28 protein-coding genes are annotated in these 25,284 nt (G+C 61.3%); 13 read left to right on the forward strand and 15 right to left on the reverse strand.

All coding sequences use genetic code 11. The features are described 5' to 3' along the window. Window positions 1–39: 39 nt before the first annotated feature. Window positions 40–1,065, forward strand: a complete 1,026-nt coding sequence (locus HBJ59_RS07610; RefSeq protein WP_167663147.1) for an NADP-dependent oxidoreductase — start codon at window positions 40–42, stop codon at window positions 1,063–1,065. A gap of 4 nt (window positions 1,066–1,069) precedes the next feature. Here the strand turns inward: HBJ59_RS07610 and HBJ59_RS07615 are convergent, their stop codons facing one another. Next, window positions 1,070–1,399, reverse strand: coding sequence for a DHCW motif cupin fold protein (locus HBJ59_RS07615; RefSeq protein WP_076017154.1), 330 nt, complete (start codon window positions 1,397–1,399; stop codon window positions 1,070–1,072). Window positions 1,400–1,540: 141 nt separating this feature from the next. Between HBJ59_RS07615 and HBJ59_RS07620 the strand changes: the two genes are divergently transcribed. After that, the gene (locus tag HBJ59_RS07620) at window positions 1,541–2,029 is read left to right on the forward strand and encodes an HIT family protein (RefSeq protein ID WP_167663148.1); all 489 of its coding nucleotides are present in this window, start codon (window positions 1,541–1,543) and stop codon (window positions 2,027–2,029) included. 167 nt (window positions 2,030–2,196) lie between these two features. On the opposite strand, the gene HBJ59_RS07625 is transcribed toward HBJ59_RS07620, so the two are convergent. From HBJ59_RS07625 to HBJ59_RS07650, 6 genes are all read right to left on the reverse strand, one after another. Then, on the reverse strand, window positions 2,197–2,673 hold the full coding sequence (locus HBJ59_RS07625) for a GNAT family N-acetyltransferase (RefSeq protein WP_167663149.1): 477 nt from the start codon (window positions 2,671–2,673) through the stop codon (window positions 2,197–2,199). Window positions 2,674–2,690: 17 nt separating this feature from the next. Then, window positions 2,691–3,188 (reverse strand): GNAT family N-acetyltransferase, encoded by a 498-nt coding sequence (locus HBJ59_RS07630; protein WP_143503683.1) that lies wholly within the window; start codon window positions 3,186–3,188, stop codon window positions 2,691–2,693. 28 nt (window positions 3,189–3,216) lie between these two features. Beyond that, the gene (locus HBJ59_RS07635; RefSeq protein ID WP_167663150.1) at window positions 3,217–4,707 is read right to left on the reverse strand and encodes an aldehyde dehydrogenase; all 1,491 of its coding nucleotides are present in this window, start codon (window positions 4,705–4,707) and stop codon (window positions 3,217–3,219) included. Between the two features lie 39 nt (window positions 4,708–4,746). Then, window positions 4,747–6,126: an APC family permease gene (locus HBJ59_RS07640; protein WP_076017091.1), complete on the reverse strand. Its 1,380-nt coding sequence runs from the start codon at window positions 6,124–6,126 to the stop codon at window positions 4,747–4,749. A 119-nt stretch (window positions 6,127–6,245) separates the two neighbouring features. Beyond that, the gene (locus tag HBJ59_RS07645) at window positions 6,246–7,628 is read right to left on the reverse strand and encodes an aspartate aminotransferase family protein (protein WP_167663151.1); all 1,383 of its coding nucleotides are present in this window, start codon (window positions 7,626–7,628) and stop codon (window positions 6,246–6,248) included. A 46-nt stretch (window positions 7,629–7,674) separates the two neighbouring features. Further along, entirely contained in the window at window positions 7,675–8,472 is a 798-nt protein-coding gene (locus tag HBJ59_RS07650; protein ID WP_167663442.1) for a helix-turn-helix transcriptional regulator, read from the reverse strand. Between the two features lie 195 nt (window positions 8,473–8,667). Here HBJ59_RS07650 and HBJ59_RS07655 point away from each other — a divergent pair, with 195 nt between their 5' ends. Genes HBJ59_RS07655 through argE form a run of 4 tightly spaced genes read left to right on the forward strand, consistent with a single transcriptional unit; the run spans window position 8,668 to window position 12,270 of the window. After that, window positions 8,668–9,999, forward strand: coding sequence for a flavin-containing monooxygenase (locus tag HBJ59_RS07655; RefSeq protein ID WP_372241449.1), 1,332 nt, complete (start codon window positions 8,668–8,670; stop codon window positions 9,997–9,999). Window positions 10,000–10,023: 24 nt separating this feature from the next. Further along, window positions 10,024–10,434: a RidA family protein gene (locus tag HBJ59_RS07660; RefSeq protein ID WP_076017087.1), complete on the forward strand. Its 411-nt coding sequence runs from the start codon at window positions 10,024–10,026 to the stop codon at window positions 10,432–10,434. Between the two features lie 16 nt (window positions 10,435–10,450). Beyond that, window positions 10,451–11,128 (forward strand): DUF1028 domain-containing protein, encoded by a 678-nt coding sequence (locus tag HBJ59_RS07665; protein WP_167663153.1) that lies wholly within the window; start codon window positions 10,451–10,453, stop codon window positions 11,126–11,128. After that, window positions 11,125–12,270 (forward strand): acetylornithine deacetylase, encoded by a 1,146-nt coding sequence (gene argE / locus HBJ59_RS07670; protein ID WP_167663154.1) that lies wholly within the window; start codon window positions 11,125–11,127, stop codon window positions 12,268–12,270. Before HBJ59_RS07665 ends, argE begins: the two co-directional genes overlap by 4 nt. A 117-nt stretch (window positions 12,271–12,387) precedes the next feature. Here the strand turns inward: argE and HBJ59_RS07675 are convergent, their stop codons facing one another. Next, complete coding sequence (locus tag HBJ59_RS07675; RefSeq protein ID WP_076017084.1) at window positions 12,388–13,299, reverse strand: LysR family transcriptional regulator; 912 nt, start codon at window positions 13,297–13,299, stop codon at window positions 12,388–12,390. A gap of 250 nt (window positions 13,300–13,549) precedes the next feature. On the opposite strand from HBJ59_RS07675, the gene HBJ59_RS07680 reads away from it, so the two are divergent. The 3 genes from HBJ59_RS07680 (at window position 13,550) to HBJ59_RS07690 (ending at window position 16,115) form a co-directional block, all read left to right on the forward strand. Next, window positions 13,550–14,965 (forward strand): cytosine permease, encoded by a 1,416-nt coding sequence (locus HBJ59_RS07680; protein ID WP_003210161.1) that lies wholly within the window; start codon window positions 13,550–13,552, stop codon window positions 14,963–14,965. A 222-nt stretch (window positions 14,966–15,187) separates the two neighbouring features. Continuing rightward, on the forward strand, window positions 15,188–15,679 hold the full coding sequence (locus HBJ59_RS07685; protein WP_076017082.1) for a GNAT family N-acetyltransferase: 492 nt from the start codon (window positions 15,188–15,190) through the stop codon (window positions 15,677–15,679). A gap of 31 nt (window positions 15,680–15,710) precedes the next feature. After that, complete coding sequence (locus HBJ59_RS07690) at window positions 15,711–16,115, forward strand: MerR family transcriptional regulator (protein WP_076017081.1); 405 nt, start codon at window positions 15,711–15,713, stop codon at window positions 16,113–16,115. Here the strand turns inward: HBJ59_RS07690 and HBJ59_RS07695 are convergent. Then, window positions 16,033–17,019 (reverse strand): NAD-dependent epimerase/dehydratase family protein, encoded by a 987-nt coding sequence (locus HBJ59_RS07695; protein WP_178124248.1) that lies wholly within the window; start codon window positions 17,017–17,019, stop codon window positions 16,033–16,035. The two genes, HBJ59_RS07690 and HBJ59_RS07695, sit on opposite strands and share 83 nt — an antisense overlap. A 205-nt stretch (window positions 17,020–17,224) precedes the next feature. On the opposite strand from HBJ59_RS07695, the gene HBJ59_RS07700 reads away from it, so the two are divergent. Together HBJ59_RS07700 and HBJ59_RS07705 are read left to right on the forward strand one after the other, a co-directional pair. Continuing rightward, window positions 17,225–17,941 carry a hypothetical protein gene (locus tag HBJ59_RS07700; protein WP_167663155.1) on the forward strand — a complete coding sequence of 239 codons (717 nt, stop codon included), beginning with the start codon at window positions 17,225–17,227 and terminating at the stop codon, window positions 17,939–17,941. Window positions 17,942–17,988: 47 nt separating this feature from the next. Beyond that, a complete protein-coding gene (locus tag HBJ59_RS07705; protein WP_076017079.1) occupies window positions 17,989–18,414 on the forward strand; it encodes an N-acetyltransferase in 426 nt (141 codons plus the stop codon). Window positions 18,415–18,424: 10 nt separating this feature from the next. On the opposite strand, the gene HBJ59_RS07710 is transcribed toward HBJ59_RS07705, so the two are convergent. The 5 genes from HBJ59_RS07710 to dapF all read right to left on the reverse strand — a co-directional run bounded on the left by HBJ59_RS07710 (window position 18,425) and on the right by dapF (window position 21,953). Beyond that, on the reverse strand, window positions 18,425–18,637 hold the full coding sequence (locus tag HBJ59_RS07710; RefSeq protein ID WP_076017152.1) for a hypothetical protein: 213 nt from the start codon (window positions 18,635–18,637) through the stop codon (window positions 18,425–18,427). 45 nt (window positions 18,638–18,682) lie between these two features. Further along, the gene (locus HBJ59_RS07715) at window positions 18,683–19,210 is read right to left on the reverse strand and encodes a GNAT family N-acetyltransferase (RefSeq protein ID WP_167663156.1); all 528 of its coding nucleotides are present in this window, start codon (window positions 19,208–19,210) and stop codon (window positions 18,683–18,685) included. Window positions 19,211–19,331: 121 nt separating this feature from the next. Continuing rightward, a complete protein-coding gene (locus HBJ59_RS07720; RefSeq protein ID WP_167663444.1) occupies window positions 19,332–20,561 on the reverse strand; it encodes a YgcG family protein in 1,230 nt (409 codons plus the stop codon). Window positions 20,562–20,613: 52 nt separating this feature from the next. Further along, window positions 20,614–21,123, reverse strand: coding sequence for a GNAT family N-acetyltransferase (locus HBJ59_RS07725; RefSeq protein ID WP_167663157.1), 510 nt, complete (start codon window positions 21,121–21,123; stop codon window positions 20,614–20,616). Next, window positions 21,120–21,953 (reverse strand): diaminopimelate epimerase, encoded by an 834-nt coding sequence (gene dapF, locus HBJ59_RS07730; protein WP_167663158.1) that lies wholly within the window; start codon window positions 21,951–21,953, stop codon window positions 21,120–21,122. Before dapF ends, HBJ59_RS07725 begins: the two co-directional genes overlap by 4 nt. A 130-nt stretch (window positions 21,954–22,083) precedes the next feature. Here dapF and HBJ59_RS07735 point away from each other — a divergent pair, with 130 nt between their 5' ends. Beyond that, on the forward strand, window positions 22,084–23,142 hold the full coding sequence (locus HBJ59_RS07735) for an alginate lyase family protein (protein ID WP_167663159.1): 1,059 nt from the start codon (window positions 22,084–22,086) through the stop codon (window positions 23,140–23,142). A gap of 45 nt (window positions 23,143–23,187) precedes the next feature. Then, window positions 23,188–23,688 (forward strand): AAA family ATPase, encoded by a 501-nt coding sequence (locus HBJ59_RS07740; protein WP_167663160.1) that lies wholly within the window; start codon window positions 23,188–23,190, stop codon window positions 23,686–23,688. Here HBJ59_RS07740 and HBJ59_RS07745 read toward each other — a convergent pair. Beyond that, complete coding sequence (locus tag HBJ59_RS07745; RefSeq protein ID WP_167663161.1) at window positions 23,685–25,250, reverse strand: murein L,D-transpeptidase; 1,566 nt, start codon at window positions 25,248–25,250, stop codon at window positions 23,685–23,687. The genes HBJ59_RS07740 and HBJ59_RS07745 overlap by 4 nt on opposite strands. Window positions 25,251–25,284: the final 34 nt, after the last annotated feature.

Below are 25,284 nucleotides of genomic sequence, written 5' to 3' on the forward strand. Positions count from 1 at the left end.
GACTACTCTGCTGGAACCTTATCAACCAGGAAGAGCCTCATGACCCAGCTCCAGAACCAACGCATCGTACTGGCCGCCCGCCCCGACGGGCGCCCGCAACTCAGCGATTTTCGCCTGGAGTACAGCGCGATTCCCGAGCCTGCCGAAGGCGAAGTGTTGCTCGAAAATCTTTACCTTTCCCTCGACCCCTACATGCGCTGGCGCATGAGTGCGGCCAAATCCTATGCCGAGCCAGTGGGCATCGGCGAGGTGATGGTGGGCGGCACGGTCGCGCGGATCAAACACTCACGAAACCCGTTGTGGCAAGAGGGCGACATCGTGCTTGCCTATGCCGGCTGGCAGCGTTTTGCGCTCTCGGACGGCCTTGAGCTGCGGCTTCTGGATCCGGGCATCGCCCAACCCAGCACAGCGCTGGGAGTTCTTGGAATGCCGGGGTTCACCGCTTACTCGGGGTTGCTCACTATCGGCCAACCCAAGCCCGGTGACACCGTTGTAGTGGCGGCGGCGAGTGGCGCAGTGGGCTCGGTGGTCGGCCAGATCGCCCGCATCAAAGGCGCACGCGCCGTGGGTATCGCGGGTGGGCCGGAGAAATGCGCATTCGTGAAAAATGAACTCGGGTTTGATGCCGTCATCGACCATCGCGCACCGGATTTTGCCCTGCAGTTGGCCGAAGCCTGCCCCAATGGAATTGACGTTTACTTCGAAAATGTCTCGGGGGCGGTTTGGGATGCCGTGAGGCCGCTGCTCAATGACTTTGCGCGGATACCCGTATGTGGGCTGATCGCGCATTACAACGACCGCTCGGTGCCTGGGCAACAGGTCGACCGACTGCCGGCGACTATGCACGACATCCTCGCCAAGAGCCTCACCGTGCGCGGCTTTATCCAGACCGAGTTTGTTGATGAGCAGCAGGACAACTTCCTGCAGGAAGCCGCGCAGTGGATTGATCAGGGCAAGCTGAAGTGGCGCGAAGACATTGTCGAGGGCCTGGAGCAAGCGCCTGAGGCGTTTATCGGGCTGCTGGAGGGGCGCAACTTCGGCAAGTTGATTGTGCGACTGGCTTGACGCTTCAATCCACCACGAACAACTTCGCCCCGACGGTAGTCGATGACCGATGCCCTTCCATGTCATTGCCCACCTGATAACTCATCCCGGCAGTCAGCGTGAACTGCCGGCCATCCTCCAGCTCGGTGTGCAACTCACCTTCCAGGCACAGCAGGATATGCCCGCGCCAACACCAGTGATCGGCCAGGTAACCGGCGCTGTATTCGACCATGCGCACGCGGGTCGAGCCGAACTGACAGGTGCGCCAATACGCGCTGCCGGTTTCGCCGGGGTGCAGCACCGGTTCGAGGGTCGACCAGTCGGTAGTGCCAAAAGGAATTGCGGTCAGGTCCATGGTTTTCTCGGCATTGAATACGTGTGGATGAACCGTACCGATAAGGTGAATGCCGCGATAGAGACAGATCCGCTGCATTTGCGGGATACAGGGCAACAACTCTTGGTATCCTGCCAACCCTCTTCGCATGGAAGCCCGTCGATGAAGATCGATCCATCCTTTGTTGTGCATGAGACCGAGCATTGGCTGCTCAATCATCACCTGTCATCCTCGCTGCCGGGCTATCTGATGCTGGGTGCCAAGGCGCCTATACACTCATTGGCTGACATGCCCGATGCGGCGCTCGCGGAGCTGGGCGGGTTGCTGGCCAAAATCCAGCGAGTGATGGAAGCGCAACTGAAACCCAAGTGGCTTTACATCAGCCGGTTCGGGCATATGCCGGGCTTCCCGCTGCACTTTCATTTCATACCAGTGTATGGGTGGGTTGAAGCGCTGTTCTGGCAGGATGAGCGCTATCGGGTGTTGCAGAATTTCGGGACGCAGCAGAAGGCAACCGACGGTGCGGAGCTGACGCTTTTTATCTGGCGGGAGTTTGGTGAGAGTCCTACGCCGCCGGTGGTTCAAGGAGCTTCGGTGAGCGAGGTGATCCAAGGTTTACGTACCGCATTCAATACCGAAGGCGGCACATAACCTGTGGTGAGGGGGCTTGTCCCCCGTTGGGCTGCGCAGCAGCCCCAAAACAGTCACTGAGTTCTGCCTGCAAGACAGCGGCAGCCTGATTGGGGCCGCTTCGCAGCCCAACGGGGGACAAGCCCCCTCGCCACAGCAAGCCTCCCTGCCACAGTCTTTTTGTCGTGTCAGCGGACACTGTGCAGGTGTTTACGCATAGGAATACAGGCCAACTGCAACCCCGACGGCGAATGATAGATCGCCTGCTCATCGCCCACATACCCACACCTCCGATAAAAATCCGCCGCGTTCAACGTCGCGTCCAGAATCACTTCCTCAATCCCCAACTCCCGCGCCAACGCCTCCAGATACACCAGCACCTGCTTGCCAATCCCGCGTCCGGTAAACCCTGGCAACACAAACAGCGCACCGATTTCGTTGTTCGCCAAATCCAGCATCCCCGTGGCCACAGGTTCACCGTTCACGCAGCCCAGGTAAAAATGCTTGTCCATCAGCGTGTCGTAACCGTCCTCGGCGGCGCCCCGGGTCCACAACATCATCTGCTCGGACGTATAGGCGCCGATGCATTGGCTGCGTATGGCCAACAGGCGAATGTCGAAGGCTGTCTGTGCATCTTCCAGCGTGGCGCGTCGTATCTCGAGCATTTGTCCCTCCATGGACGTCAGGCGTTCTCGTCACCCGGTCGGGTAAACGAATAGCGGTCAATATCGGTCCTCAGTTGCCAGCCCTGACCCTGCCAATAACGGGCGGCGCTGTCATTGGTCTTGAACACATCCAGGTGGCATTTGCGGATGCCCAACTGCGCAAGGCTGGTGAGGCAGCGCTCCACCAACGCGTTCGCAATGCCCTGGCGCCGATACTCAGGCAGCACCAGCAGATGCTGCAAATAACCGCGCCGGCCATCGTGCCCACACATCACGCACCCACCCAGTACCCCGTCGATCTCGGCCACGAAACTCATGCCCGGATTGCGCTCCAGGTAACGCGCGGTGGCCTCGCGGGAGTCGGCGTCGCGCAGGGAGATGCCAGGCGTGTTCTGCATCAGTTCAAGCACCGCGTCGTAGTCGGCAGCGCTCATTACGCGAATAGTGACCATGGTGTTCAAAGCCCTCTGAGTTCGCGTTGAGTTTGCCTGCACTTGTGCCGGTCGCGCACGCATAAATACACGACCGGGTGACAGCCTTGAGTTAACGCAGCTGAAACCAGGTGGTTTTCAGTTGTGTGTACTTGTCAAAAGCATGCAGAGAAAGATCACGCCCGAACCCGGATTGCTTGCCGCCACCAAAAGGCACCGCCACATCCAGGGCGTCGATGGTGTTGACCGAGACCGTTCCGGCATTCAGGGCACGGGCCACACGGTGCGCGCGGTTGAGGTCATCACTCCATACCGAGGCCGCCAGGCCGTAGAGGCTGTCATTGGCTTGCTGGATCGCCTGCTCTTCCGTGTCGAAGGCGCTCACCGCGAGCACCGGGCCGAACACTTCATCACGGGACAGGGCCATGTCGTGTGTCACGCCGGCAAAAATGGTTGGCTGGATGAAGTTGGAGGAGCCATTGATGATCAGCTGTTCGCCACCGCACAACAGCCTGGCGCCCTCCCCGTTGGCCCGACTGATGGCGTTCATGATGCGCGCGGTTTGCTCACTGTCGACGATTGCACCGGCGGCACTGCCAGGGTCCAGCGGGTCACCCGGCATCCAGGCGCGCGACTTGGCGATCAGGCGCTCAACGAATTCGTCATGGATGGAGCGTTGCACGTAGAGGCGGGAGTTGGCCGAGCACACCTCGCCCTGGTTGAAAAAGATGCCGAAGGCCGCCTTCTCCGCAGCGAGGTCCAGGTCCTGGCAGTCGTCAAACACCAGGTTCGGGCTTTTGCCACCGCACTCCAGCCACACCTGCTTCAGGTTGGACTGGGCGGAGTACTGCATAAAGTACTTGCCCACCTGAGTGGAGCCGGTGAACACCAGGCAATCCACGTCGTTGTGCAGCCCCAGGGCCTTGCCGGCACTTTCGCCGAGGCCGGGCACCACATTCAACACGCCTTCCGGGATACCCGCTTCCAGGGCAAGCTGGGCCAGGCGCAGGGCAGAAAATGGCGACTGCTCGGCAGGCTTCAACACCACGCTGTTACCGGCCGCCAATGCCGGTGCGAGTTTCCAGGCAGCCATATCAAGCGGGAAGTTCCACGGCACCACTGCCGCAATCACCCCCAGTGCCTCGCGCGTAATGGTTGCCAGCGCATTGTGCGCGGTGGGCGCGACTTGATCGTATAGCTTGTCGAGGGCTTCACCGTACCAGGCAAACACATTGGCAGCGCCGGGCACGTCAACGTTGTAAGCGTCCATCACCGGCTTGCCCATGTTCAGCGAATCGAGCAGCGCCAGCTCTTCGCGGTGGGTCATCAGTAACTCGGAAAGCCTGATCAGGATTTTCTTGCGCTCCACCGGCGGCATCCGTCGCCAAGGGCCCGTATCGAAGGCCTGACGAGCGCTGCGCACAGCCAGGTCAACCTCTGCGTCACCGCAGGCTGCAACCCGTGTTAGCAGTTGCTGGGTGGCCGGGTTGATCGCATCAAAGGTGGCCCCGGACTCCGCACTCACTGAGCGGCCACCGATCAGGGCGGTGTTGATGAACGTCTGGCGGGCAACACGCTGTTGCCAGTAATTAAGGTCAAACACGTTGTACTCCCAATGAATGGCGATAGAGAAACGGAGGATTCACTCGGCGATCTGTAGCTCAGGCATCTTCACGCTCAACCCCCGCGTGATACCCAGCAAACAGATGAGGCCAAGCCCCATCCAGCACAGGCCGATGGTGAATGACAGGCTGGACAGGCTGGTCCACAGCCAGATCGTGCTGAGGAACCCCAGCGCCGGCACAACGGCGTACAGCAGGTAGTTCTTCGTGCCGCGTAACTTCTGGTCGACCACGTAATGCTTGATCACCGCCAGGTTCACCGCCGAGAACGCAAACAGCGCACCGAAGCTGATCATGTTGGCGACGGTATCCAGCGTGATGAACAAGGCAATCAGCGAGAACAGGCTGACCAGCACGATCGCCGTGGCGGGCACGCGTTTTTTCGTCACCAGCTTGCCGAGTACGCGGGGCAACGCGCCGTCACGTCCCATGGCGAACAACACCCGCGACACGCTGGCCTGGGAGACCATCGCCGAGGCGAAGCAACCGGCGACATAGGTCGCGGTAAAGGCGGTCACCAGCAGTTCGCCGCCTACCCGGCGCATCACATCCACCGACGCGGAATCCGGGTCGACGAAGCTGTTCCATTCCGGGAACACCATTTGCGCGAAATACGAAACCAGCAGAAACAGCAGGCCGCCGAACAGCGACACCACCATGATCGCCAGCGGGATGGTGCGTCGCGGGTCGGGGGTTTCCTCGGCCATGGTCGACACCGCATCAAAGCCGAGAAAGGACAGGCACAACACCGCGGCACCCGCCATGATCAGCGGCGCGCTGAAGCCTTCGTGGTGGAACGGCGCAAGCAGCGACACGGGTGTGGACTGTTCGCTGAGGGTGTTCACCGATAACGCCACGAACACCACGATGAACACCAACTGGGCAACGATGAGTATCCAGTTGACCCGGGTGATGGACTCGATGCCCACCAGGTTAAGTACCGTCACCAGGGCAATCGAGCCGAGCACCCACACAGCGGTGGGCACTGCGGGGAAGTATTCGGACATGTAGATGCCGATCAGCAAATAGCTGAGCAGTGGCAAGAAGATGTAGTCCAGCAACAACGTCCACCCGGCGATGAAGCCGAAGTAAGCGCCAAACGCTTTGCGGGTATAGGAGTAGACCGAGCCTGAAAACGGGTGCGCCTGGACCATGCGTCCATAGCTGTAGGCCGTCAGCAGCATCGCGGCGAGGGTCAGCATGTAGGCGGTCGGCAAGTGGCCCTTGGTCATTTGGGTCACCAGGCCATAGGTGGTAAACACCGCCAGCGGCACCATGTACGCCAAGCCGAATAGCACCAACCCGACCAGGCCGAGCGGCTGACGGAACCGGCGGGACGAAGCGGTTTTGGGTGAGGGTTGATGAGCGGGCGTCGCGGTCACGTTTGTTATTGTATTCATGGGTGACTCCTGGATTTGGGATACGGGCCGTCGCGGCATGCGATCACATCGATGCCGTTCAAGCGTTGCCTGATGGAGGTTGCGCACCACCCCTCGCCTGGGGTGGTGCGCTGGTCACTTCAGAGTTTTCCCGCGATCCGTGCGGTGCGATCTACGGCGATGCGGGTCTTTTCAACCAGCTCGTCCAGCTCCGCGCGCGTGGCCACCAGTGCCGGCGCCATGATCATGCGGCCGAGCGTGGAGCGGATGATCACGCCCTCTTCGAAACCAAAGGTGCGACATTGCCAGGCCAGGTCGTTTTCATTGTCGAAGCGTTTGCGCGTGGTCTTGTCTTCGGCGAACTGCAAGGCCGCAAGCAGGCCCGTGCCCTGGATTTCGCCGATCATCGGGTGACCGCCGAACACTTCCTGCAGGATTTTTTGCAGGTACGGCCCGGTGTCGTCCTTCACCTGGCGCACGATGCCTTCATCCCGCAGCGCCTTGAGGTTGGCCAGCGCCACTGCCGCCGCCACCGGGTGCCCGGAATAGGTCAGCCCGTGGGCGAACACGCCGCCGTGTTCCACCAGTGCATCGGCCATGCGCTTGCTCAGCACCAGGCCGCCCATCGGCAGGTAACCGGAGGTCAGGCCCTTGGCGATGGACAGGGTGTCCGGCTCAAAACCGAAGTGTTGATGGGCGAACCATTCGCCGGTACGGCCAAAGCCACCAATCACCTCATCGGCGCACAGCAGCACATCGTATTGACGGCAAATGCGCTGGATCTCGGGCCAGTAGCTTTCCGGCGGGAAGATCATGCCGCCCGCGCCCTGGAACGGTTCGGCGATAAACCCGGCGACGTTTTCAGCCCCCAGTTCGAGGATTTTTTCTTCCAGCTGCAACGCGCAGCGGCGGCCGAACTCGGCGGGCGTCAGCTCGCCGCCATGGGCGTACCAATAAGGTTCGTCGATGTGTGCAACGTCGGGAATCAGGCCGCCCATCTCGTGCATGAACTTCATGCCGCCCAGGGCAGACGCGGCCAGGGTGGAGCCGTGATAGCCGTTCCAGCGGCCGATCATGATTTTTTTCTGAGGCTGGCCGACCACCTGCCAGTAGCGGCGCACGGTTCGGATCAGTACTTCGTTGGCCTCGGAGCCGGAGTTGGTGTAGATCACGTGGCTGTAGTGGCCAGGCAACAGGCTGAAGAGCAACTCCGACAGCTCGATCACCGCCGGGTGGGTGGTGTGGAAGAACATGTTGTAGTACGCCAACTGGTCCATCTGCGTGGCAGCGGCCGCAGTCAAATCCCTGCGGCCATAGCCCAGCTGTGTGCACCACAGGCCCGACATACCGTCCAGGTAACGCTTGCCTTCGCTGTCCCACAGGTAAAGGCCCTCACCGCGCACCATCACCCGCGGGCCTTCGGCATTCAGCGCTTTTTGATCGACAAAGGCATGGATGTGGTGGGCCGCATCCGACTTCTGGTAGTCCTCGGTCAGGCGGTTCAGTTGGGCGGGTACGTTCATGGTATTTCTCTCTTATTAGTAGTGACGCAAGGGCGAGCAACGCCGCTCAGCGGTGCTTGCTCATGTAGCTTTCGAGGGGGTCTTTGCTCAGGACGCCCTGGGCTTCGGCCAACGAGTCGATAAACAAGGCAAACAGTTCTGATTGCGCGCCGATATCGAGCTTGGTGTAGATGTGTTTGCGGTGGGACTTGATGGTGTCTTCCGAGACGTCGAGGCGCTCGGCCAACGAGCGGGTGGAATGCCCACGCAGGATCAGTTGGGCGATCCGGCATTCACGCTCGGTCAATATCGACGACCCGAAGTTGTTCAGCGCCGAGTGAATGCGCTGCTCCAACAGGTTCTCGAAACGCGCACCGTGGGCATCCAGGCCTACGAAATGCTTGCCCAGCACGGCCAGCACCCACGGGGCGATGCGCTTGAACTGCTGGGTGGTGGCGGCGTCGAGCTTTTGCGTAAAGGCCAGTGACACCGCCAGGCTCGAGCCGTTGCTCGACTGCAGGATGTAGTTCAGCTCATCTTCCAGATGGGAGTGCCGGTAAAACGACTGGAAGTACTCGCTGAGTTCGAAGTGATCGGGAGCGACGTCGGCCAGGTCGTAGCACCCGGAGCTGACGCCTTCCACGCAGGCCCCGTAAAACGGGTCGAGCAAATAGAACCCCGACAGGTACTGGCGCACATTGCCTTGTGGCAACCATGGCCCTTCCAGCTCAAACAACGCACTGGGCATGCCGCCTCGCGGGTAGAAATACAGCGTCGTGGCCTGAATCGGCTGGAGATAACCGAGGGCCTCGAACAAGGTCGCGGCGAACCCCGATTGCCCGATGCTGTCGGTCACCCGGGCCATCTGTTCGAACCATTGCGCAGAAGAAAGCCGGTCGTTTTCCACTTCAAACACTCGCTGAAAGAACTGCCAGGATGGTTACACACCCGCCCCATCCTCGAAATCACCCGATAGGGTGAGCCTGCATCCGATATTTATGCTCACTTCCCAGCTTAATAATATTTTATTAAAAACCGCCCTCCCCCTAGCCTTGAACCCATGCCCAAGCTGAATCCAACTGCATTACGCAAGGACAGACACATGACTCAAGCAATAACAAAAATAGACACGCTGGTAGTGGGAGCCGGTCAGGCTGGCGTCGCCATGAGCGAGCACCTGAGCAAACAAGGCGTGCCGCACCTGGTGCTGGAGCGCAGCCGTATCGCCGAGCGCTGGCGCACCGGCCGCTGGGATTCGCTGGTCGCCAACGGCCCGGCCTGGCATGACCGTTTTCCGGGCCTGGCCTTCGATAACGTCGCCCCCGATGGCTTTGCGCCAAAAGAGCGCGTGGCGGACTACTTCGAAGCCTATGCACGCAAGTTCAACGCACCGATTCGCACCGGCGTGGACGTGACCTGCGTGGTGCGCAATGTCGGTCGTCCAGGCTTTACCATCCACACCAGCGAAGGCGTGATCGAAGCCAACCGTGTGGTGGCGGCAACCGGGCCGTTCCAGAAGCCGGTGATTCCGGCGATTGCGCCTAAAGACACTGCGCTGCACCAGATCCACTCCGCCGACTACCGCAACCCCGCGCAACTGCCGGCCGGCGCTGTGCTGGTGGTGGGCGCCGGCTCCTCCGGGGTGCAGATCGCCGATGAACTGCAACGCTCCGGGCGCCAGGTGTACCTGTCGGTCGGCGCTCACGACCGACCACCACGCGCCTATCGCAACCGCGATTTCTGCTGGTGGCTCGGGGTGCTGGGCGAGTGGGACCAGGCCGCGATGAAACCCGGCCGCGAACACGTGACCATCGCGGTGAGCGGCGCCCACGGCGGCAAGACCATCGACTTCCGCGAGCTGGCCCAGCAAGGCATGACCCTGGTCGGCCTGACCCAGTCCTTCGACGGCAGCGTCGCCCGCTTCCAGCCCAACCTGGTGGAAAACCTCGCCCGCGGTGATGAGAACTACCTGGCCCTGCTGGATGCAGCGGATGCCTACATCGAACGCAACGGCCTCGACCTGCCGCCAGAGCCCGAAGCACGTCGCGTGTTTCCCGATGCCGAGTGCATCAAACGGCCGATTCTGGAACTGGACCTGGCCAAGGCCGGTATCACTTCAATTATCTGGGCCACCGGCTTTGCCGTGGATTACAGCTGGCTGAAGGTCGACGCATTTGACGCCGCCGGCAAGCCGCAGCACCAGCGCGGCGTGGCCAGCGAGTCGGGCATCTACTTCCTTGGTTTGCCATGGCAGTCGCGCCGGGGCTCGTCGTTTATCTGGGGCGTGTGGCATGACGCCAAGTACGTGGCCGACCATATCGCCATCCAGCGCCAATACCTTGAGTACCGCGAACCCGCACCGGTTTCTCACACCTCACCTGTCAGCGCCTGATCACTTTTTTCTGGAGTTTTTTTGATGCCTACTCACACTCGCATCCGCATGTTCAACACCAAGGAAACCTACCCGAACCAGAGCCTGGACAATGACCTGTGCCAGGCCGTACGCGCCGGCAACACGGTGTATGTACGTGGCCAGGTGGGCACCGATTTCGACGGCAAGCTGGTGGGCCTCGGCGACCCGCGCGCCCAGGCCGAACAGGCGATGAAGAACGTCAAGCAACTGCTGGAAGAAGCCGGCAGCGACCTGAGCCACATCGTCAAGACCACCACCTACCTGATCGACCCGCGCTACCGCGAACCGGTGTACCAGGAAGTCGGCAAGTGGCTCAAGGGCGTGTTCCCGATCTCCACCGGGCTGGTGGTGTCCGCCCTGGGCCAGCCACAGTGGTTGATGGAAATCGACGTGATTGCAGTCATCCCCGAGTAACCCAAGGAGGCACGACATGACCTTTTCAATCGTCGCCCGCTGCGCGGAAACCGGCCAGATGGGCATTGCCATCAGCTCCTCAAGCATCGCCGTGGGCGCCCGCTGCCCCTGGCTGCGGCCCGGCGTGGGTGCGGTCTCGACCCAGAACATCACGCTGCCCGCCCTGGGCCCGGATGTACTCGACCTGCTGGAGCAAGGCCTGGAGCCCGCCGACGCGGTGGACAAGGCACTCACCCGCAACGGCTACAGCCAATACCGGCAACTGACGGCGATTGACCATCTGGGGCGCACCGTGCATTTCAGCGGCAGCGAAACCCTCGGCACCCATAACGCGGTGTCGGGTGAACAGTGCGTCGCGGCCGGCAATATGCTCGCCGACCGCTCGGTGATCGAGGCCATGGTCAACGCATTTGAACAGGGCGAAGGCCAACTCACCGATCGCCTGCTGGCCGCCATGCATGCCGCCATCGCCGCCGGTGGCGAGGCCGGCCCGGTGCATTCGGCAGCGGTTGTGGTGGTGGGCGAACTGACCTGGCCGATCATCAACCTGCGGGTGGATTGGGCCGATGAGAACCCGATAGGCGAACTGCAGAAGTTGTGGGACGCCTATCGCCCACAGGTGCAGGACTACATCGACCGCGCCCTGGCCCCGGACCGTTCACCGGGCTACGGCGTGGCCGGAGACGAACGATGAGCAACAGCCGCGAATTGCTGCAGACGCTGGTGGGGTTTGATACCACCAGCCGCGAGTCCAACCTGCAATTGATCGAGTGCGTGCGCGACTACCTGGCGGGTTTCGGTGTCGCCAGCGAGCTGATCTACAACGATGAGCGCAGCAAAGCCAATCTGTTCGCGACCATTGGCCCAGCGAATGTGCCCGGGATTGTGCTGTCGGGGCACACCGACGTGGTGCCGGTGGACGGGCAACCCTGGACACTGCCCGCATTTGCCCTGACCGAGCGCGACGGCAAGTTATATGGCCGCGGCACGGCGGACATGAAGGGCTACATCGCCTGCGTGCTGGCGCTGGTGCCGTCGCTGGTGAACGCAGACCTGCGGATGCCGGTGCATATTGCGCTGTCCTACGACGAGGAAGTCGGCTGCCTTGGGGTGCGTTCGCTGCTCAAGGTGCTGGAGCAATGGCAGGTGAAACCGCTGCTGTGCATTATCGGCGAGCCCACCGAGCTGAAGCCGGTGCTGGGTCATAAAGGCAAGCTCGCCATGCGCTGCGAAGTGCATGGCGAGGCGTGCCATTCGGCGTATGCGCCTCAGGGCGTGAACGCCATCGAATATGCGGCGGAGTTGATTGGTGAGCTGGGGCGGATTGGCCAGCGCCTCAAGGTGCATCAGGACGAGCGCTTTGACCCGCCGTTCAGCACCGTGCAAACCGGGGTGATTTCCGGGGGCAAGGCGCTGAATATCGTCCCGGCGGATTGCCGCTTCGACTTTGAAGTGCGCGCCTTGCCGTCGATGGACCCGGGGGAAGTGGCTGAGGAGCTGCAGGCGTATGCGATGCAGCAGGTGTTGCCGCGTATGCAAGCGGTGAGCCGGCAGAGTGCGATTCGGTTTAGTGAATTGTCGGCGTACCCAGGGCTGGCCACCGACCAGCGTAGCCAGGCGGCAGAGCTGATTGCGGCGTTTTGCGGCTCGCGGGAATTTGGCACCGTCGCGTTCGGGACTGAGGGTGGGTTGTTTGATGCGGCGGGCATCCCCACCGTGGTGTGCGGGCCTGGGAGCATGGACCAGGGGCATAAGCCGGATGAGTTTGTGAGTGTGGAGCAACTGAAGGGTTGCGATGCCATGTTGTTGCGCATGCTCGACTCGATTCGCGCCTGAAACGCGGGCCAAATGTGGGAGCGGGCTTGCTCGCGAATGCGGTGTGACAGTCACCCGATGTATTGACTGATCCAACGCTTTCGCGAGCAAGCCCGCTCCCACATTTTGCTCTGTGTTTTACCCAAGTAACCGCGCCAGCTCTTCCCGGCAATACTCCACAAACAACTGCACCGGCTTGGTCAACGGCGCCCGCCGCAACCACACCGCCGACAACCCCGACCCCGTCACCGTCTCCGCCAACGGCACACACACCAGCTTCTGCCCGTCATAGGAGTACTCGGAAAACGGCTTGGTCACCAGAATCGAAAAGCCAAACCCGCGCCCCACCATCCCGCGCACCATCTCGATCGACGGCGAACTGAAGACAATATTCGGCGTCAGCCCACGCTCTTCAAAGATGCTCACGAAGTACGTCCGGCTCGGCAGCACATCCAGCAGAATCATCGGCTCCAGCACCAAATCCGCCAGCGACACCTTGGCCTGCTGCGCAAACCGGTGATCCGCCGGCAACAACGCGTAGGGCTGCTGCGGCGGCATCAACGGTGTGGTCTCGATGGCGCTGCCCAGGTCATGCTCAAACAGCATCGCCACATCGATACTGCCGGCGGTCAGCGCCTGCACCAGCTCCTGCTGTTCACCGTCCCGCAGGCGGATTTCCACCCCCGGCCAGCGCTGCTTGAAGCCGGCAATCAAACGCGGCAGATACAGCGGCGCCACCGTCTCGAAGCACCCGATATCGATCTGCCCCGCCACCACGTCGTTGTCTGCCAGAGCGTTCTGCTCGAATTCATGGGCCACCCGCAGCAGCTCCAGGGCCTTGCGGTAGAACCGTGCACCACTGGGCGTCAGCGACACCCCTTGGGCGTGATGGCGGATAAACAGCTGCACGCCAAAGCTGTCTTCCAGCTGCTTGATGGCGGTCGACACCGACGGTTGAGCGATATAGAGCTTGCGCGAGGCCTCGGCCACGCTGCCGCACTCGGCGGTGGTTACAAAATATTTGAGCTGGCGCAGATTATAGGCAGCCATCGGGACCTCCGGAAACGTGGGATTTCGCCCCAAACACGTGCAAGAACAGCCGCTTTTTTTGACGATTCAAGTCCATGCAACATACCGGAGCAAAAAACGCCGCGAGATATTATTTTTAAGGTCTATAGCAACAAACTTACTAATTTACCTACCCGTGACCATTGCACATGATCACTCCAACAACAAAAGCGACGCACACGCGCCGCCCAGCGAAGTACGTCAACGTACTCACCTTGCCTTGGAGCTCGTCATGGTTACCACTGCAACATCCTCCGCCCCGCTTATCGAAAAACACACGATTGGATACGTGCCCCCGGAAGATCGCCACGGAAAGGTAAGAGACCTGTTCACCCTGTGGTTCGGCGGCAACATCGCGCCGTTGCCCATCGTCACCGGCGCGCTGGCCGTGCAACTGTTCGGCCTGAACCTGGTGTGGGGGATCATCGCCATCCTCGTCGGCCACCTGGTCGGCGGCGTGCTGATGGCGCTGCACTCGGCCCAGGGCCCGCAAATGGGCATCCCGCAAATGATCCAGAGCCGCGCCCAGTTCGGCTCCCTCGGTGCACTGCTGGTGGTGGTAATCGCCGGCGTGATGTACATCGGCTTCTTCGCCTCCAACATCGTGCTGGCGGGCAAATCCCTGCATGGCGTGGTCGACGCGATCCCGGTGCCCGTCGGCATCGTCATCGGTGCCATCGGCTCGGGGATCATCGGCATCATCGGCTACCGCTTCATCCACGTGCTTAACCGCATCGGCACCTGGGTGCTGGGCGCGGGCATCGTGCTGGGTTTCGGCTACATCTTCACCCATGTGCAGACGGCCGACTTCCTGACACGCGGCAACTTCAACATCTCCGGCTGGCTGGCCACCGTGTCGCTGGCCGCGCTGTGGCAGATCGCGTTTGCGCCGTATGTTTCGGACTATTCGCGCTACCTGCCGGCGGATGTGCCGGTGGCGTCGACCTTTTGGACAACCTATCTGGGCACCGTACTCGGTTCCAGCCTGTCGTTCATCTTTGGTGCGGTTGCGGTACTGGCTACCCCGGTCGGCATGGACACCATGGACGCAGTCAAATTGGCGACCGGCTCCATTGGCCCGCTGATGCTGTTGCTGTTCCTGCTCAGCGTGATCAGCCATAACGCACTTAACCTGTACGGCGCCGTGCTGTCGTTGATCACCCTGGTACAGACCTTTGCCTACCGCTGGATCCCGACCGCCAAGGCGCGTGCCGTGATCTCGGTGCTGGTGCTGGCGGCGTGTTCGATTGCGGCGGTGTTTGCGTCGAAGGATTTTATCGGGCACTTCGTGGACATGGTGTTGGTGCTGCTGGTGGTACTGGTGCCGTGGACGGCGATCAACCTGATCGACTTCTATGCGATCCATAAGGGCAAGTACGACATCGGTTCGATCTTTCGCGTGGATGGCGGGATTTACGGGCGGTACAACCCTCAGGCGTTGGTGGCGTATGCGGTGGGGATTGTGGTGCAGATTCCGTTTATGAATACGCCGCTGTATGTCGGGCCGATTTCGGCACACATCAATGGGGCGGATTTGTCCTGGTTGGTGGGGTTGGTGGTGACGTCGCCGTTGTATTTCTGGTTGGCGAGTCGGGACAGTGCGTATAAGCGCCGGTTGGAGGGGGGGAAGTTGGTGGGTGGGGTTTAAAAGAGCCTGGCTCAGTTACGAGAAAACCCGCATTTGCGGGTTTTCTCGTTATAGGGCTTGGCGAGTCTTGGTCGTGTCAGGAAGGCCGCCATCGCGGCCTCGCTAAAGCTCGACGGCTCCCACAGGGGGGCGGGGGGGGTGCGTGGGTTTTGTGTTCGGCGGTGCTGTCGGGGTGTTCTTTCTTTATCATGGAGGCCGTCGTTCAATTTCTCCGGTAACCCAATGCCCGCCCTCACCTTCCGTAACGCCAACCACGCCGACGCCAACCGTTGCTACGAGATCGAAATCTCGGCCTACGAAGGCGACGAAGCCGCCACCCTGGAAAAGATCGCCACGCGCATCGCGCTGTACCCGCAAGGCTTTCTGGTTCTGGAGGCGGATGGCGTTGTGGTCGGCTTCATCAACTGCGGTTGCGCCGATGAAGTGGTGATGTCGGATGAGGCCTTCAAGGAGTTGGTAGGGCATTCAGCCGACGCGCCGAATGTGGTGATCATGTCGGTGGTGGTGGATCCCGCCCAGCAAGGCAAGGGCTACTCGACGCGCTTGATGGAGGCGTTTATCCAGCGCATGCAGGCGATGGGCAAAAAGACCATCCACCTGATGTGCAAGGACCGCCATGTGGAGCTGTATAAGCGCATGGGCTATCGCTATGTGCAGCCGTCGGCGTCTGACCATGGCGGGATGGCGTGGCATGAGATGGTGATGGATATCTAGTATTGGCTGCTTCAGAAAAAGGATTTTGCTTATGTTCATCGGACGACTCGCCAAGCTCACAGGCTGCACACCAAAAGCTATCCGGCTGTATGAGCAACTGGGGCTGATCAATGAACCCCAGCGGGAAGGCCGGTACCGCCTCTATAACGCGCACCATCTGCAAATCGTGCACCTGATCCGCAAGGCGCAGGTGGCCGGTTTCAAGCTGGCAGAGATGGGGCCGCTGATCGCCGCCAAGAATCGACTGAAGGCTTTTCCGTTAGCGCTGGCAAATGAGGCGGTGGATTTGAAGCGCCAGCAAGTCCAGGAAAAGATCGCGCAGTTGCAGGCGCTGGATCTGCATCTGGTGGCGCTCAAAGGTGAGATGAACGCACTGTTCGACGTTGCAGGTAAGCGAACGCCGACCGCAATGCCGCTTCAGGCGGCCGAGGGTTGAAACCCAACTCGGTTTTTGCCTTGAGGATGCTGTATTCCTGGCGAACACCCCGGAACAGACGAACCTGGCTGAGCAGCAACTGCGCAGGCATTCCTGTCCATTGCGCCCGTCGCTCCTGAAACCACGCAACCGCCATCAGTAGCCAGCGAGGCGCGGATGGAGGTCGGCGGTAGTCGCTCGCAAGCACATCAAGCAGATCTGCCAGTGACGATGAGTGCTCGTTGGCCAGGATATAGCGCTGACCCGGGCGCCCCTTCTCCGCCGCCAGGATCAATCCGTCGGCCACGTCCCGCACATCCACGAAGTTGAAATGAAAGCCCGGATCCAGCGGCAGTTTGCGTTGCTGTACCGACTGCAAAAAACCCATGGTGTCGGTCAACCGTTCCGCATTTGGCCCGACCATCGCGGACGGCAGCACCGAGACCATCCACAGGCCCAATGCTTCAGCTGTTTTCCAGGCCGTTTGTTCGGAGAGAATCTTGGAGAGGTAGTAGGCATTTTGCGCCTCGTCACTCCAGCATTCCTCGTCCAGTGCAGTGCCGTCATGGCCAACCGCGGCCACAGAGCTGACATACACCACCCGCTTGACGCCCGCCTGGGCAGCGGCCTCCAAGACACAACGGGTGCCCTGGACGTTGGGTTCGATGATTTCAAGCGCCGGGTTTCGGGCCCAATGCTTGAACACCGCTGCCACTTGAAACAGCACCTCGATACCTTCCAGTGCCTTGAGCAGGGAAGCTTGATCCTGCAACTCGGCGTAGACCAACTCGCAATCAAGCCCGGCGAACGGTGCGCGATTGTTTGTGTTGCGCACGCCGGCGCGCACGGTGTGACCCTGTTCCAGCAGTGCCCTGACTAGATTATTCCCCAGATGCCCGTTCGCGCCCGTCACCAGACATCGCATACCGAATCTCCATTTCGCGGGAGGATTGCACTCCTCCTTCGCCTGGAAAACAGCCTAAAGTCTGCCCCGCGGGACACAGTCAAGCAGGCGAGAGGGAACAAACGTTGATCAAACAACGCTGACGCCAGCAATGCCCAGGCGCTATGCTGTGCGCCTATTTACGCGCCCCCGGCGCCTCCCCCGAACGGACTCAACGGAGACACCCGTGCAACGCCTGATCCTGCCCCTCGCCTGCCTCGCCCTGAGCGCCTGCTCCACCCCCACATCCCGCGTCAGCCATGGGGATGTCACGACCCATAAACTGCCCGACATCAACCCAGCCGTGATCAAGAGCATCGAGCAGTTGCAGATGCCGGCGCCGAGCAAGGCGCTGAGCTACCTGGATCTGACAGGCACCTCTACCTACCTCAAAACCTCGAAACCAGAACGTATCGAGTCGTTTATAGCGCCCGACCCGGCGACTGGCCAGTTGGCGATCAACTACACCGAGAACGGTCACAGCGGGCGTCAAATCAGTTGGCGCGGCCTGCTGACGCTCTCCAGCAGCGAGTCGAACAAGAGTGCGCAAACCACAACCCTGGTCGGCAGCCTGAATTTTGAAGGCGACTGGAAGCAATTGAACGTGGGCAGTCAAGTCAGCTATACCCGCCGGCAAACCCTCAGTAACAACTACCTCGGGACCTTGATGGATAGCACATGGAAGACGGTTTGCACGATCGACAGTGAGGTTTCTGCCAGTCAGTTAAACCCCAGCTTGAGTGGCAACGCCAAGGCCCTGAGCTGCCGCCAGCCCCGTGAAAACCTGCCGCCGACCCCGATGCAGCATTACTACTACCTGGTTGACTATGGTTTTTTCTACCACGCCAGCACCGACCAGAGCGACGACATTGGCAAGCAGATGACAATCATGCAGGTGAGGTAATCCCGCGACCTGTTTGAAGCGTGACATGCCCCAAGGAGTACAACGTGATGACACCGCATCTGATTGAAGTAGGTGACCAGCCGAATGCCGAGGCCGAGCGCATCCTCGGCAGCGGCCTTGCCGCCTTCAACGAACACATCACCGGTTCCAATGATCGGCGCCCGCTGACGGTGCTGATAAAAGATCCCGACACCGGTGAAGTCCTCGGCGGGATCACCGGCAAAACCACTCTTGGCATGGCCTTTCTCGATCTGTTTCATCTGCCCAAGGCGCTGCGTGGCTCAGGCCTGGGTACAACGTTGCTGAAGGCATTCGAAGATGAAGCCCGTCACCGTGGCTGCCGCTCGGCGGTGCTGTACACCATCAGTTTCCAGGCCCCGGAATTTTACGAGAAGAATGGCTGGGTGCGTTTTGGTGAGATCCCTTGCAACCCGGAAGGCAGCAGCCGGGTGTTCCTGAGCAAAACGCTCTGAGGGACTTACTTCACTCGATCACGAACATACGCTCAATCAGCTTTATCGCCTGACGTCCATCCGCCGCATATAACCCGGCTAGCGCTTGTTGATCCGAAAGCCGGTGCAAGTTGAAGTGGTTGTAGAACGCTTGGCCGGTGCGCTGATGCGCAAAATGCCCGGTTTTCAGAAGGCGCTGAAATTCCAGATAGGCCACCTTTTCGAGTGCAAATCCCTCAGCCATCATCCTGCTCCTCCAATGGAAAATTGCTCACTCGATCTCTGGCGGCTAAACCCCAAGCCTTTTACCAAACAGCCGGTTTTCATGGGTTTCATTCTGGAACGTGTAAGTCGGTGCGCCCAGCAACTCATAACCACGCCGCGGATAAAACCCCAGCGCCCGCTCGTTGCCGACCCACACCGTCGCCCACAACAACGATGCACCGCCCTCCCCGGCACGCTGCTCAGCCGCTTGCAGCAAGCGGTACCCGAGGCCCAGGCCGGTAAACCGTTCCTGGATGTAGAGTCGCTGCAACTCGGCCGCTTTCGGGGTTGAGATCAGCGCATGGCCGGTGTCCATCGCCACCTGGGCAAACCCCACCAGATGCCCATTGGATTCAGCGACGATAATCGCCGTGCCCGGCTGGGCGATCAGCGCGGCGATCCCTTGGGGCGAAAACGCTTGCAGCGCCTCGGCCGCGATTGAGTCGCGGATGCCTTCGGTGGCGTAGGTATCGAGAAAAACCTGCATGCCCAGCACGCCAATGCATAACGCATCTTCAGGGAATGCATCGCGGATAAGTATGTCGGGGAGCATTCGATGGGCGCTCTCATCATCAGGAAGGGCAACGTTTTAACACAACGGCACATCAGTTCTACGCGGGCTTCAGTTTCAAGGGTTGGATTGCCTACAAGCCCGCCTAGCTTCCGTGGGAGTCTTACCAACTCCCCGACGCCCCACCACCGCCGCTGGAACCCCCACCACCCGATGAGCTGCTGCTGGAACTGGAGCTCGAACTGGAGGAACTCGATCCCCCGCCCGAACTCGACCCCGATCCCGACCCGCCGCCAATACCATGGGCAAAGATGAACAGCGCCGCAAACGAGGCGAATGGGAACGCCAGCAGCCATCCCGTGGTGCCCTTGTCAATCAATGCCCCGACGATCCCGTACACCACCAGCACCGCCACCAGCCGCACGACAAAGCTAACCTGGCTCTCTTGCCACATGCTCTTCATCACCAGGAACAGGCCGAGATACAGGCCCAGGACCAGCAACCCTGCGAATGGATAAGCCAGCCAGTGAATAAGGGATATCTCGCGCACGAAGTTATCGGTCAGCTGCACGCCGGCGATATAGCCCAACAGCACCAGCACGCTGTAAAACGCCGCCCTCGCCTGCCACAACGCGCCGAAAGTAGCGCCACCGATCAACATGCACAGTGGCAGCAACAGCAAATAGACCGGCCAGTCTTTGCCGCCCGCCACCGCGACCAGCACCACGGTGACAACGACCACCGCCATCAGGGCCCGGCGCCAAGGGAGTTTTTCGGCCCCCATCAATACCCCGACCACCCCGCCAAAAATGAACGCCAGGAGCACCGCATACGCTTCAGGCGGAAAACCGGCCTTGGCCACCTCGGGCAAGTTGCCGCCGTCCACCAGTAGCGTCAGGTCATCCACCGCCTGCTGCACGCCGCCTGCGTAATCGCCCTGGCGAAACGCCGGGGTGATGTGTTCTTCGATGATGCGGTGGGCCAGCAGGTCGGTGACCACGCCTTCCAGGCCGTAACCGACTTCGATCCGAACCTTGCGATCGTCCTTCGCCACCAGCAGCAGGATGCCGTCGTTGACGTCCTTGCGCCCCAGTTTCCAGGCACGGAACAGTTGGTTGGCGAAGTCCTCAATGCCCACGCCATCGGTGCTCGGCAGCAGCATCACCGCCATCTGGGTGCCCTTGCGTTGTTCCAGGCCAGCGAGTTGCGCCGTCATGCGGGATTGAGTGGCGGAGTCGAGGGTGTGGGTCAGGTCGATCACGCGCTGGTCCAGGGGCACCTTGACCAGCGCGGGTGGCGCAGTGTCTTCGGCGTGGGCCGAGACCATGCAGAACCAGCCCACCAGAAAAACGACCAACAGGCCGAGCAAGGATCGCCGTGGAAATATCACCATGTGTGGGTTACCCAAACCATTCATCCTGAAAGCCCTGACTCTAGATTATCTATCACGCCCGCAACGAGCGGGTCATCAACACACTCAAGTAATTGGTATGCGGCCGCCAATCCTGCTCGCCCACGATCTGGTAGCCCCATTGGCGGTACAGGGCAATCAATGGTTTGGCCGGCGCGGCGGTATCCAGTGCCATGCGCCTGGCGCCGTTCGACAACGCTACCGCCAGTGCATGTTCATGCAGGGCGAGCCCAATGCCACAGCCTTTGTGTGACGGCGCCACAGCGAACTGGCTGATGCTCCAGGTCTCGGGATCCCGATAAAGCGCGGCCGGTGATTCAGGTTGTGGCGGGCGCAAGGTGATGGTTCCAGCGATCTGCCCTGCCACTTCGGCGACAAAGCCAAGTCCCGAGGCAAATCGGGTGGCGGTGTCGGCTGCAGTTTGATGGGTGCCCCAATAACGCAGGCCTTGGGCCGCATGGGGCGCATACGCCTGGTGAATCAGGGTGGTGAGCATCTGCAGGCTGTCGTCGGGGTTAAGGGGGCGAACAGTGACGGGGCTCATGAGATTTCGTGCGCTAGCGTCTGCAAAAGCTGATCGGCAACGGTGCCGTGAAGCGTCGTTTGTACGGCGCCGGTCAGCACCACACCACCACTGCCATCCCAATGCACCGTCACGGTACCGCCATCGCATTGCACGTCGACGGTGTCATCCAACAGCCCACGACGAATCCCGTTGACCACAGCACCACAACAGCACGAGCCCGAGCCCTGCGGGATGCCGCCGCCACGCTCCCAGATCCGCAGACGAATATGGCTGCGATCCAGCACTTGCACGAAATGCACGTTGGTCTTGCTGGGGAACAACGGGTGGGTTTCCAGTGACGGCCCAAAAGCGGCAATATCGACGGTCGCCAGATCATCGACAAAGAAGGTGCAATGCGGGTTACCCATGCTGCACGCCGCCGGGTCGCCCTTCAGCGGCAAGCATTCGGTGGCCATCGCTTGCGCCAGCGGAATCTCTTCCCAGCCCAATGAAGGGCGCCCCATGTCCACCGACACTCGCTGTCCTGATTCGCGCACGCAGGTCAGCAGCCCCCGGTTGGTTCGCAGCACGATGGTAGCGGTGCCGGCTTCGCGCATCAGCATGTCCGCGACCCCACGGGTGGCGCTGCCGCAGGTGTCGAGCGGCGTGCCGTTGGGGTTCCAGAATGTGATGCGGGCGGCGGCGTCAGCACAATCGAGCACCACGGCCAATTGATTGAAGCCAATGCCGCGATGGCGATCCCCCAGGCGGCGGGCGATGTGCGCGGTGATCGGGTCATCCTGGCCGCGTCGGTCGATCACCACGAAGTCATCACCGTGGGCGTGCATTTTCACGAACTGCAAGGTCATGGGGCGTCCTTTTCTAGACCGGGCAAGCCCTGCAAGGATAGAGGGCTGGCGGGTATTTCATCAAATACTCGTCACGGGCATGGTAGCGTGACTTTGCCCCGCCCGGGTCAATCCATCCCTGAGGAACAGCATGCTACAACGCCCTCTGAAAGCCGTGGCCCTGGCCGCGCTGCTCGCCTCGTTCGCCCAAGCCGCCTCTGCTGCGCCCCAGGTGCTGAGTGCGTGCCAGCCCGCCACCTCGAATCCGACCTCCAAGTCGCTCCTGGCCGTCGCCCAGCGCCACCTCGGTGACCAGCCCGACGCCCTGCCCCATCTGCACACCGAAGGCACGCTGCCCAACCACGGCATTCGCGAGCAAAGCATCACCGCCGAGAAGGATTGGCCATTGATGCGCCAAGCCGCCCTGGCCTGGCGCTTGAGCCGCGACACGCGCTACCTCAAGCAAGTGGATGACTACCTCAGCGCGTGGGCCAGCACCTATCAGCCGGACTTCAACCCGATCGACGAAACCAACCTCGACATGCTGATGAACGCCTACGCCCTCACCGCGAGCGACCTGCGCCCCCAGACCCGCGACGCCACCCGCGCGCTGCTGACCAACCTGGGCAATGGCTATATCGAACGCATCAAGCAGTTCCATGGTGCCAAGAAGGCCACCAACACCAATAACTGGCAAAGCCACCGCGTGAAGCTGGTTACGGTAGCCGCCGCCGCATTGGGCGACCGCGAGATGCTGGAAGAGGCCTTCAAGCTGTTCCAGCAACAGATCACCGACAATGTGCTGCCCGACGGTTCGGTGACCGACTTCCACGACCGTGACGCCCTGCACTACGTGGTCTACGACCTGGAGCCGCTGGTGCAGGCGGCGCTGGCGGCCAAGCCCTACGGCATTGGCGGCAACTGGCTGGACTTCACCGCGTCCCACGGCGGCTCGCTGAGCGAGGCACTGGACTGGCTGGCGCCATATGCCAAAGGCCAGCGCAGCCACGAAGAATTCGTGAACACCCACGTGCAGTTCGACAGGGACCGTGCCCGCATCGGCGAACCGGGCTACAGCGGCGAGTGGAACCCCAAGAGCAGCAATACCCTGTACTGGCTGGCAGCGCAGTTGGACGCGCGGTATTTGCCGGTGGCCGAACAGCTCTCACCCAAGCCTTCGGACTGGATCAGCGCCTGTTATTTGAAGTGAGTGACCCGTTAGACTGGCCCGCCCCACCCATTCGAAGGATCGACGATGCTTATTGTGTTCAGCGGCCTGCCCGGCACCGGGAAGACCACGATTGCCAAGGCCCTTGCTGTGCAGACCGATGCCGTTTACCTGCGCATCGATACCATCGAGCAGGCCATCCGGGATGCCGGGGTTCTGGAGCAAGGCGTGGGCAGCAGCGGCTATCAGGTGGCCAATGCGCTGGCGTTGAGCAATCTTCTGCTGGGCCACACGGTTGTCGCCGACTGCGTGAACCCGGTGGCTGAAAGTCGCCAGGCGTGGCGCGACACCGCTCTACGCGCCGGTAAGCCGCTGGTGAATATCCAGGTGATTTGCTCCGACACGCCGGAACACCAACGCCGCGTGGAATCACGCACCAGCGACATTCCAGGGCTTACGCCGCCCAGTTGGCAGTCTGTCCTGGCCCATGAATACGAGCCATGGGCCGAGCCGCCCTTTACTGTCGATACCGCGCACTTGTCGCCCGATCAGGTGCTGACGATGATCAACCCGCAGCTGAGTGCTTAGAGCGCACTCTCCATCGCTTTCATCAACACCGGATCCCGCCCGTAAATATCCGGCGCGTACAGCAATGCGCCCTGGCCATCGACCTGCACCGTCCAGTACCCCAACAACACTGGCACTGGTGTCGCGAGCCGGAATTCGTGGGTGGTTTCCGTCGCCAGCAGTTCTTCGGTGCGGATCTTCTCCGCCGGGCTCACCAGTAAGTCCCGCAGCAGCAGTGGCTGCTCAACCCGCACACACCCCGAACTGAAGGCCCGCGGGCCCTTGGAGAACAGCGGTTGGCTCGGTGTGTCGTGCAGGTACACCGAATACGGGTTGGGGAAACGCAGCACGATCCGGCCCAGCGGGTTGCGCGGGCCGGCGCCCTGGCGCAGCAGGATGTTGCCGGGGTGCGACCAGTCGACCTGCTCCGGCGCCAGTGGGTTGCCCTGGCTGTCGAGCACTTGCAGGTTCTGTTGGCGCAGGTATTCGGGGTTGAGGCGGATCGCCGGCAGCTTGTCCTCACGCATGATGGTGGGCGGGATGGTCCAGGTGGGGTTCAGGGTCAGCCGGGTGATGCGCGACTTCAGCAACGGCGTCTGGCGGTCGGCGCGGCCGACTTGCAGGCGGGTTTGCCACACGGACACACCGCCTTGGTAGAAGCTCAGTTGCGCCGCCGCCACGTTCACCAGCACACCGTCGGGCTCCATGTCCCGGGACAACCAGCGAAACCGCTCAAGGTTGATGCGCAGTTGTTCGCGGCGAATCGCCGGGCTGATGTTCAATTCGGTGACGGTGCCGGGGCCGATCACGCCGTCGGCTTGAAGGGAATGGCTTTGCTGGAAGGTCTTGACCGCGTTGACCAGCTCGCCCCGGTATTGCGTCCCCGAAGAAGGGCTGGCCAGGTAGCCGCCATTGACCATGCGGCGCACCAGTTGCGGCACCCGCGAATCGTCCATGCCCGGACGTAACAGCGGGCCGCTGGCTACTGCCTCCCAGTGCTGCAACGGTTGCTGGCGCAAGGCGGCATAGGCGCTGCGCAGGCTGAGGTACAACGGCGCGCTCGGGCGGGCCTGGTCGAAGGCTTGGGCGATGTCCTGCAAACCGGGCCCGGCCAACGCCAGCAGCTGGGTGTCGGGGTCAAGGGCCGGTGGTTGCGAATGCCAGACGGGCTCGAAGCTCGACTGCTGCAAGCGACCGAAATGCAGATCCTGCAGGGCTTGCAAGTATTGCTGGCTGGTGCCGATGTCGCTGCACAGCACGTTCCCCGTGGCATCTACCGGGGGCAGTCTATAGTGAGCGGGGTCGAGACCGTCATCGGCCAGCATCAGCAATTGGGCTTGCAACGCGCTGCGGCGCTCGCCCTCGGACCAGAGCACCACGTCGCCCTGCTGCTGATAAAAAGCCTGCAGGCGCGCCTGGGAAGGGGCATCAATTTGCCCGGTAAGGCCTGGGCAAACGCTCGGCAATTGCGAAAGCGCCAGTTGCACCGGGGCCGGCGAGACCACCAACAGGTCTTCGGCTGTCGCGACCAGCGGTGCAACGAGCAGGCAAATGCTCAAGTAACATGCGTGTTTTTTGAACAATCGCTTAGCTCCCATCCACGGCGGAGATGCTCTA

It is taken from the genome of Pseudomonas sp. AN3A02 (genome assembly GCF_011765255.1).
In the GTDB taxonomy this organism is placed as follows: Bacteria; Pseudomonadota; Gammaproteobacteria; order Pseudomonadales; family Pseudomonadaceae; genus Aquipseudomonas.